We start from the raw sequence: 570 nt of genomic DNA on the forward strand, positions 1-570 counted from the left end.
CTTTAGTGAGTTACAACGCGTGCTCTATTTCTAATCCTTTAATCAGCAGTTACCCCCCTATGAAAACTACGACACCACAATTAAAGAACTTCCGTTGGAAAGGCGTCAACAGCTCAGGGAAAAAGACCTCTGGTCAAACTCTGGCAATGAGCGAAATCGAAGTACGAGAGCGCTTAGATGCCCAGCACATCAAAATCAAAAAGCTAAAGAAAAGCAGCATCTCTTTTTTGACCAAACTTAGCCATCGCGTAAAAGGAAAAGACATCACGGTTTTCACTCGTCAAATCTCAACGATGCTGGTAACCGGTGTGCCGCTAGTACAAGCATTGAAATTGGTCTCTGATAACCACAAAAAAGCGGAAATGAAATCCATTTTGATGAGTGTAACTCGGGCTGTTGAAGCGGGTACGCCGATGTCCAAAGCGATGCGTACCGCCAGTAACCATTTTGACCCGCTGTATACCGACCTGATTGCGACAGGAGAACAATCGGGCAACTTAGCCGAAGTGTCCGAACGCGTAGCTACCAACAGGGAAAAAAATGAGCAACTTAGAGCCAAAATGATCAAAG

The 570-nt window shown here is 45.1% G+C and carries 1 protein-coding gene; it reads left to right on the forward strand.

Annotated elements, in window-relative coordinates; translation table 11 throughout:
• Positions 1-59: 59 nt before the first annotated feature.
• A partial coding sequence (locus R7Q46_RS29040; RefSeq protein ID WP_318078560.1) for a type II secretion system F family protein occupies positions 60-570 on the forward strand: 511 nt, incomplete at its 3' end.

The sequence above is a fragment of the Vibrio sp. 811 genome (assembly GCF_033339195.1).